6 protein-coding genes are annotated in these 8,867 nt (G+C 74.1%); 4 read left to right on the top strand and 2 right to left on the bottom strand.

Annotation, left to right across the window (positions count from 1 at the left end):
- Both E1283_RS25725 and E1283_RS25720 read left to right on the top strand, forming a co-directional pair.
- On the top strand, positions 1-1,392 hold a 1,392-nt coding region (locus tag E1283_RS25725), incomplete at its 5' end, for an MFS transporter (RefSeq protein WP_132820536.1).
- A 34-nt stretch (positions 1,393-1,426) separates the two neighbouring features.
- Positions 1,427-3,382 carry a helix-turn-helix domain-containing protein gene (locus E1283_RS25720; protein ID WP_132820535.1) on the top strand — a complete coding sequence of 652 codons (1,956 nt, stop codon included), beginning with the start codon at positions 1,427-1,429 and terminating at the stop codon, positions 3,380-3,382.
- 21 nt (positions 3,383-3,403) lie between these two features.
- Here E1283_RS25720 and E1283_RS25715 read toward each other — a convergent pair whose 3' ends face one another.
- Both E1283_RS25715 and E1283_RS25710 read right to left on the bottom strand, forming a co-directional pair.
- Complete coding sequence (locus E1283_RS25715) at positions 3,404-4,381, bottom strand: small ribosomal subunit Rsm22 family protein (protein WP_132820534.1); 978 nt, start codon at positions 4,379-4,381, stop codon at positions 3,404-3,406.
- Complete coding sequence (locus tag E1283_RS25710; RefSeq protein ID WP_425086226.1) at positions 4,378-5,724, bottom strand: Bcr/CflA family multidrug efflux MFS transporter; 1,347 nt, start codon at positions 5,722-5,724, stop codon at positions 4,378-4,380. The genes E1283_RS25715 and E1283_RS25710 overlap by 4 nt, the downstream gene beginning before the upstream one ends.
- Before the next feature lie 343 nt (positions 5,725-6,067).
- Between E1283_RS25710 and E1283_RS25705 the strand changes: the two genes are divergently transcribed.
- Both E1283_RS25705 and E1283_RS25700 read left to right on the top strand, forming a co-directional pair.
- Entirely contained in the window at positions 6,068-7,831 is a 1,764-nt protein-coding gene (locus E1283_RS25705; protein WP_425086225.1) for an ABC transporter ATP-binding protein, read from the top strand.
- Positions 7,828-8,867: ABC transporter ATP-binding protein (locus tag E1283_RS25700; protein WP_132820531.1), on the top strand; the 1,040-nt coding region annotated here is incomplete at its 3' end. The genes E1283_RS25705 and E1283_RS25700, both read left to right, overlap by 4 nt.

Here is an 8,867-nt window from a genome sequence, read left to right as displayed (position 1 = left end):
GCCCCACCCGCACCGGAGAAGCTCCGCCGCGTCGTCGCCGCGAGCCTGATCGGCACCACCATCGAGTGGTACGACTACTTCCTCTACGGCTCCGCCGCCGCGCTGGTCTTCGGCAAGGTGTTCTTCCCGGAGTCGGATCCGCTCACCGGCACCCTGCTGTCGTTCCTGACCTACGCCGTCGGATTCGCCGCCCGCCCGCTCGGCGCCCTCGTCTTCGGGCACTACGGCGACCGGGTCGGCCGCAAGAAGCTCCTGGTCGTCAGCCTGGTGATGATGGGCTGCGCCACCACGCTGATCGGCTGCGTGCCCGGGTACGCCACCATCGGCGTCGCCGCGCCCATCCTGTTGACGATGCTGCGGCTGGTGCAGGGCTTCGCGCTCGGCGGCGAGTGGGGCGGGGCGGTGCTGCTGGTGTCGGAGCACGGTGACGCGCGGCGCCGCGGCTTCTGGGCGTCCTGGCCGCAGGGCGGGGCGCCGGCCGGCAACCTGATCGCGGTGGGCGTGCTGTCGCTGACGACCACGCTGCTCAGCGACGAGGCGTTCGAGACCTGGGGCTGGCGGGTGCCGTTCCTGTTGTCGGCCGTGCTGGTGCTGGTCGGGCTGTGGATCCGGATCTCCGTGGACGAGTCGCCCGTCTTCCAGGCGGCGCTGGCCAGCGCCGAACGCCGCAAGCGGGAGCAGCGCGCCACCGGGCGGGACGAGCAGCCGCCGATCCTGGCCGTGATCCGGCAGTCCTGGCGGGACATCCTGGTGGCGATGGGCGCGCGGATGGCGGAGAACATCTCCTACTACGTCATCACCACCTTCGTCCTCGTCTACTGCGTCGACCACCTCGACCTGTCGCAGCAGACGGCGCTGAACGCCGTGCTGATCGGCTCCGCCGTGCAGTTCTGTCTGATCCCGGTGTTCGGGGCGCTGTCGGACGTGGTCGGCCGCCGGCCGGTCTATCTCTTCGGCGCGGTCGGCACCGGGGCCTGGGCGTGGGTGTTCTTCACGTTGCTCGACACCGAGTCGTTCCCGGCGCTGTTGCTCGCCGTCACGGTGGGGCTGGTGTTCCACAGCGCCATGTACGCGCCACAGGCCGCGTTCTTCTCCGAGTTGTTCGCGACCCGGATGCGGTACTCGGGGGCCTCGATCGGCGCCCAGTTCGCGTCGGTGGCCGCCGGGGCGCCCGCGCCGCTGATCGCCACGGCGCTGCTCCAGTCCACGGGCGGCTCGGGGGCCATCTCGCTGTACGTCACGGCCGCCGCGCTGCTCACCGTGGTCGCGCTGGTCGCCGCCCGTGAGACGCGCGGCAGCGACCTGGGCGAGGACGACGCGGAACCGGCGCCCGACGCGACGGCGCCCGACCCGGCGGCGGCCGCGGCGGTCGAGGGCCGCGGGACCTCCTGACGGGCCGCCCGGCACCTGCCATGATGGCTGCCCGATGACTGGTCAGACGGCGTCGGCCGCCCACCATGTCAGCAGGCTGCTCGACCTGTTGACCACGGACGCCCCCGCCGAGCGCTTCGGCGCCGTCGCCACCGAGGCCCGCCTCGGTGGCGTCGCGGCGCACGAGCTCGCGGAGGTCGAGCGCGCCACCGCGGCCGCGCTGCGCATCCACCGCGCGCTGCGGCAGCACCGGCGGCGGGAGGCGGAGCTCACCGCGCTGTTCGACACGGCGGGCGACCTGGCCGCGCTGCGCGACCTCGACGCCGTCCTCAACTCGATCGTGCGCCGGGCGAGAAGCCTCCTCGGCACCGACACCGCCTATCTCACGCTGCACGACGAGGAGGCGGGCGACACCTACATGCGGGTCACCGACGGGTCGGTGTCGCCGCTCTTCCAGAACCTCAGGCTCGGCCTCGGCGAGGGGCTCGGCGGCCTCGTCGCGCAGACCGCCACCCCCTATGCCACGCCCGAGTACCGCACCGACGGGCGGTTCCTGCACACCTCGACCATCGACGCCGGCGTGCTGGACGAGGGCCTGGTGGCGATCCTCGGGGTGCCGCTGCATCTCGGCACGGGTGACGGGCGGGAGCGGAAGGTCATCGGGGTGCTGATGGCCGCCGACCGGACGCCGCGGACGTTCGCCCCCGAGGAGGTGGCGCTGCTGTGCTCGCTCGCCGCGCACGCCGCGATCGCCATCGACACGGCGAGGGCGCTGGCCGACACCCGGGCCGCGCTGGCCGAGCTGGCCGGGGCCAACGCCGTGATCCGCGCCCACTCCGCCGCCATGCAGCGCGCGGCGGAGGCCCACGACCGGCTCACCGGTCTGGTGCTGCGCGGCGGCGAGCTGCCCGAGGTGGCGACCGCGGTCGCCGGGCTGCTGGACGGCGCGATCACCATCCACGACGCGGACGGCCGGGCGTTGACGGCGGTGCGTCGCGACGGCGGCCCGTTCGGGGAGCGGATGGCCGCGGGCGAGCTGGCCGAGGCCGTCGCCGACTCGCACGGCGGCGGGCGGGCGGTGGCGAGGGGCGACCGTTGGGTCTGCGCCGCCCTGGCCGGTCAGGAACTCCTGGGCAGCCTGGTGCTGCACGGCCGCCCGGGGCTGGCCGACGCGGAGCGGCGGCTCTTCGAGCGGGCGGCGATGGTGACGGCGCTGCTCCTGCTGCTGCGCCGCTCGGTGGCGGAGGCCGAGAACCGCATCCGGGGCGAGCTGATCACCGACCTGCTGACCGCGCCGGACCGCGACCCGGTGGGGCTGGTGGAACGCGGCCGGTGGCTGGGCGTGGACCTGGCGCGGCCGCACCTGCTGCTGGTGGCCGAGACCACGGCGACGGCCCGGAAGCGGCTGGCCACGGCCGCCCGGCAGTACCTGTTCGGCAGCGAGAGCGTCAGCGCGGAGCACGCGGCCGCCACGGTGCTGCTCGTCCCGCACGACCTGGACGCCGACCCGGGCGAGGCCGCCAGGACGGCGGCGGCCCAGCTGACCCAGCTGGTCGGGGCGCCGGTCACGGTCGGCGCCGCGGGTCCGGCGGCCGGTCCGGCCGGGCTGTTCACCGCGCACGCGGAGGCCGTCCGCTGCCTGCGCGCCCTCGCGGTCCTCGGCCGGGCCGGCGAGGGGGCGTGTGCGGCGGAGCTCGGTTTCCTCGGTGTGCTGCTCGGCGACGGCCGGGACGTCCACGGCTATGTGGCCGCCACGCTCGGCCCGCTGCTCGCGTACGACGCCAGGCGCGGCACGGAGCTGATCCGCACCCTGCACGCCTACTTCGGCTGTGGGCGGAGCCTCACCAGGGCCAAGGACCGGCTCCATGTGCACATCAATACGGTCGTGCAGCGCCTCGACCGGATCCAGGCGCTGCTGGGGCCGGACTGGAACAGTCCGGAGCGGGAGCTGGAGCTTCAGCTGGCGCTCCGGCTGCACCTACTCACCGGGAACGGCCCGGGTGACGGCTGACCGGCCGGGGGGCGCGGGAGGTCACTCCGGCCAGCCGGCGCCCCAGCTGGTGTCGCGCGCCGCCCGGTAGGCCGGGCCCTGCCGGCGGGTCACGGTCTCGCGGCGCAGTGCCGCGTCCGGCGTGCACAGGTCCAACAGGACCTGGCCCTTGCGGAGTTGGGGGCGGCGGACGACGCGCGGCGGGGCCGCGGTGGCCGGCGCGTTCCTCGTCGCCGCGACGTAGGAGAACTTCTCGTCCTCGTAGGGCAGCACGCCGCCCTTGACCCGTCGGTGCAGGGCGGAGCGGCTCACCCGGGCCGCGAAGTGGCACCAGTCGGCGCCGGGTTCGATGGGGCAGGTCGCGTCGTGCGGGCAGGGGGCGACGATCACCAGGCCGGCGGCGAGCAGCCGGTCGCGGGCGGCACGGACGCGGAGGTAGCCGTCGGGGGTGCCGGGCTCCACCACGACGACGGCGGCGCCGGCCGCCGCGGCGGCCGCGTCGACGAGTCCTTCGCGGGCCGGCTCGGGCAGCTCGCCCAGCAGGTAGGAGACCGTGACCAGGTCGGCGGCCGGGAGCCCGACGCCGGGCGTCAGGCGTTCCCGCCGCCAGTCGACGGGGAGCCCGGCGCCGTCGGCCAGCTCGCGGCCGAGGGCGATGGCCGGTTCCGACCAGTCGACGACGGTGGTCTCGCGCGGCCCGCCGGGCCAGGTCCCGGCGCCGGCCCAGACGGCGGCGCCGGTGCCGCCGCCGAGGTCGAGGTGGCTGTCCGGGGCCCAGTCGGGCAGCCGGCCGGCGAGTTCCCTGAGCGCCGCGGAGATCGCCTCGAAGGTGGCGGGCATCCGGTAGGCGGCGTAGGCGACGGCGTCGGCGCGGTCCCGCAGGATGGGGGCCGCGGAGACGGTGCGCCCCCGGTAGCTGGCGATCAGCCGCTCGACGGCCGCCGTGGCCTGCCGGGGCGGCAGGCCGTCGAGCAGCCGGTCGAGGGCGGCGCCGAGCGGGGTGGTGGTGGGGCTGGTCACCGCCGCAGTGTAGACGCGCGGCCCCAGGGGCGGACGAGGGCCAGGAAACAGATCGTGGAGAGCACCACCGAGCCGAGCTGGACGACGGCCATCGGGACCGCGGTGTGCTCGCCGGCGACGCCGACCAGCGGGGAGGCGATGGCGCCGACGAAGAACTGCGAGGCGCCGAGCAGCGCGGAGGCCGAGCCGGCGGCGTGCGGGGTGCGTTGCAGGCCCTCGGTGTTGGCGTTGGGCAGCACCAGCGGCATCGAGCCCATCAGGACGAAGAGCCCGGCGGCGATCGGGACGAGGCCGACGTCGCCGAGGACGCCGGAGGTCATCAGCAGCAGGGAGGCGGCGGAGACCAGCAGCAGCGCGTGGCCGGTGGCCATGATCCGGTGGGTGGCGACCCGGCCGACCAGGATCTTGCCGTTGACCTGGCTCATGATCACCAGGCCGATCGAGTTGATCATGAACAGCAGGCTGAAGGTCTGCGGCGAGGCGCCGTAGATCTCCTGGATGACGAACGGGGAGGCGGCGACGTAGGCGAAGAGGCCGGCGAAGGTGAGGCCGCCGACCAGCAGGTGGCCGGTGAAGACGCGGTCCCTGAAAAGGCCGCCCATGGTGCTCAGGGCGGCACGCACGCCGCCGCTTTCGCGCCGTTCCGCGGGGAGCGTCTCGGGCAGCCAGCGGGCCGCGACCAGGGTGAGCACCAGTCCGGCGACAGCGAGGACGACGAAGATGCCGCGCCAGTCGGTGAACCGCATCAGCTGGCCGCCGAGCACCGGGGCCAGGATGGGCGCGAGCCCGGAGATCAGCATCAGGGTGGAGAAGAACCGGGCCATGGCGACGCCGTCGAACATGTCGCGGACGATGGCGCGGGCCACGACGACACCGGCCGAGCCGGCCAGGCCCTGGAGCAGCCGGAAGGCGGTCAGCGACTCGACGTTGGGCGCGAAGGCGCACGCGGCGGAGGCGACGACGTAGCCGCCCATGCCGACGAGCAGCGGCAGCCGGCGGCCGAGTTGGTCGCTCATGGGGCCGACGACCAGCTGGCCGAGGCCGAGGCCGAGGAGGCACGCCGTCAGGGTGAGCTGGACGGTGGCGGCACCGGTGCCGAGGCTGTCGGCCACCTCGGGCAGGGCGGGGAGGTAGGTGTCGATGGAGAGCGGGGTGAGGGCGGTGAGGCTGCCCAGAATGAGGGTGAGCAGCAGTCCGGCCCGCCGCCGGCGGGAGAGCTGCGGTGCTCTCTTGCCGGTCGTCGCGGGCCGGGTGATCGAGGTCTGTGGGTCAAGTGTGGTGGCGGCCGTCGGGGATTGGCCGGGCTGAATCATGCACCTCTCCGGTGAATCGCTCGGAACAATCCGATCATCCCATGATTGGGTGGCCGGCCTCCGCTTCTTTACGCCCCTCCGGGGGATCCCGCCCGGTGCGTTTGGTCACACGCCCCGCGGAGCCCTCCGCGGACCGAGCGCCGGCAGCGGAGCGCTCGCCGGTGCGACGTTCGGCGCCCTTTCCCGGTCGTTACGTGGGCCTACCGTCACACGCGGCGAGTTCACCACCGAACCCGGAAAAGCGGGTGACCGCCCGAACAGGCGTCGCTATCGTTCGCTGCCGACGCCTGCCTTGGTGGTGGAATTGCTCGCTGACACTCCCCAACGTTCCACGGCGCGTTCACTGTTGCGGCTGTGGCCGTACGTGCGGCCGGTGCGGGGGCAGGTGTTCCTGGCGATGCTGCTGGCGGTCGTCGCCTCCTGTCTCGCCCTGGTGATGCCCCTGGTGCTGAAGTGGCTGGTGGACGGTCCGGTCAGCGACGGGAACGCGGCGGGGGTGTGGCTGGGTGGCGGAGTCCTCCTGCTGCTCGGTGTCGTCGAGGCGGGCATCTTCGGCGTGCGGCGCTGGCTGACGGCGCGGCCACTGGCCGCGGTGGAGGCGTCGATGCGGGAGTCGCTCCACGACCACCTGCTGCGGCTGCCCGTCGCGTTTCACGACCGCTGGTCGTCGGGACAGTTCGTGTCGCGAGGCACCACGGATCTGGCGTCGCTACAGGGGTTCCTGGCGGTGGCGCTGCCGTTCCTGGTGGTCAACGGCGTGACGCTGCTGGTGGGTTGCGTGCTCCTGCTGGCCCAGCAGTGGTCGCTCGGCCTGGTGCTGCTGGCCCCCGTGGTGCCGGTGCTGGCCCTGTGCTCCTTTCTCGAGACGCGCTTCGCGCTCGCGGCGCGCCAGGCGCGGGAGCGGACCGCCGACCTCACGACGATGGCGGAGGAGTCGGTGCTGGGCGTCCGCGTCGTCAAGAGCTTCGGTCATCACCGCGGCCTGACCCGGGCCTTCCGGGAGTCGGCCCGCCGGATTCGTGGCACCGAACTGGCAAAGGCCCGCCTGCTGGCGGCCCTTTCGACGATCCTCGCGGTGCTGCCGGACGCGTCGTTGGGGGCCGTGCTGGTGCTGGGCGCGGTGCGGGTGGCGGACGGCGAGTTGTCGGCCGGCACGCTCCTGGCCTTCCTGGCGATCGCGCTGGAGTTGCGCCCGGCGGTGGCGTCGACCGGATCGCTGCTGGCGATGAGCAGCGACGCGGCGACCGCGGCCGACCGCTACTTCGAGGTGATGGAACAGCCCACCCCCGCCGACGACGCGCGGGCGCATCGCGTCACGGTTTCGGCGGGCCCGGAAACGAGGGCCGAGTCCGAGGCCGGGGCGACCGCGGCCGGGGCGACCGCGGCCGACGTCGTCTTCGCGAGCGTGGAGTTCCGCTACCCGGACGCCCCGCCGGGCGAGCCGGCCGTGCTGCGGGACGTCAGCCTGCGGATCGCGCCCGGTGAGACCGTGGCGCTGGTGGGTGCCACCGGCAGCGGCAAGAGCACCCTGGTCGCCCTGGTCCCCCGGCTGCACGAGCCGACCGGCGGCCGGATCCTGCTCGACGGTACGGACGTCACGGCGCTCACGCGCGCGGAGCTGCGGCGTCAGGTCTCCGTCGCCTTCGAGGAGCCCACGCTCTTCTCCGCGACGGTCGCCGAGAACGTCCTGCTGGGAGCCGAGCACGCCGACGAAGCGGACCTCGACAGGGCCCTGGACATCGCCCAGGCCGACGGCTTCGTCCGGGCCCTCCCCGACGGTGCGCTGACCCACGTCGGCGAGCAGGGCATGAGCCTGTCCGGCGGCCAGCGTCAACGGCTGGCACTGGCCCGTGCCATCGTCGGCCGACCCCGCCTGCTCGTTCTGGACGATCCGCTCTCCGCCCTGGACATCCACACGGAATCGCTCGTCGAGGCGGCGCTGCGCCGGGTTCTGGCCACCACGACGGCCCTGGTCGTCGCGCACCGGCCGTCCACCGTGTTGCTCGCCGACCGGGTCGCGCTGCTGTCCGGCGGCCGGATCACCGCCGTCGGGACCCATGACGATCTCCTGCGAACCCATCCGGAGTACGCCTCCCTGATGAGCCCGGTCGCGGCCGACGGGGGCGGTACGCGATGACCCGGTCGGGCGCCGGCCACGGCCGACACCCGTTCGGGACGGACTCACCCTCCGTCCCCGGGAGAGCGGCCCGGTCGCTGCTGGCGTCCCTGCTGCGCCCGCACGCGCGCCGCCTCTGGCTGGCCGGCGCCCTGGTGCTGTCGCAACGGGGCGCGGCGCTGACGGGCCCGCTGCTGGTGGCGTACACCATCGATCGGGCGGTGCCGGCCTGGCGAACGGGTGACCGTGGGCCGATGACCACGGTCGCGATCGGCTACCTGCTGTGTGTGTTGGCCTCCGGGGCCCTGCAGTACGCCTTCGTCACGGTCTCCGCCCGCATCGGCCAGGATGTGCTGCTCGACCTGCGCGTCCGTATGTTCGCGCATGCCCAGACTCTGGGCCTGGACTTCCACGAGCGCTACACCTCCGGCCGCCTCGCCTCCCGGATCACCACGGACGTCGCGGCGCTGCGCGGCCTGCTCGACGAGGGCCTGGCGACGATCGTCACCGCCGCCGTGTCCACCGCCTACCTCACGGCGGCACTGCTGTACCTCGACCGGCCGTTGGGCCTGGCCGCGGTGCTCGTCATGGGACCGCTCGCCTGGACCATGCGGTCGTTCCGGCGGCGGTCGGCGCGCGTCTATCGCAGGCGGTCGAGCGCGATGGCGGTGGTCGTCGCGAGACTCGCCGAAACCCTGGGCGGTGTCCGCACAGTCCAGGCGTTCCGGCGGGAAGAGGCCAGCGGCGCCGCCTTCGCCGCGCTCAACGGGGAACACGAGCGGACGAACGGTGACGCCGGCCTGGAGATGGCCCGTTATGTCACCTCGTCGCGGCTCGTCGCCAACGTCGCTGTCGCCGCCCTGGTGATGTGGGGCGCCTCCAGGGTCGTCTCCGACGAACTGGAGTTGGGCGTGTTCGCCGCTGCCGTCCTCTGTCTGCGGCAGCTCTACGACAACCCCCTCAGGCTCGGCGGAGTCGCCGACGCCTACCAGTCGGCGGCCGCCTCCCTGGAGAAGATCGCCGCCCTGCTCGCCCAGCGGCCCACCGTCCCCGAGCC

Source organism: Streptomyces hainanensis, from assembly GCF_004348415.1.
Taxonomy (GTDB): Bacteria; Actinomycetota; Actinomycetes; order Streptomycetales; family Streptomycetaceae; genus Streptomyces; species Streptomyces hainanensis.
The sequence above is the reverse complement of the archived record's forward strand: the minus strand, read 5'-3'. Positions and strand labels throughout refer to the sequence as shown.

Excerpts from the sequence above, each read along its gene's own strand:
- E1283_RS25720 (WP_132820535.1), top strand. The coding sequence starts at position 1,427 with ATGACTGGTCAGACGGCGTCGGCCGCCCACCATGTCAGCAGGCTGCTC.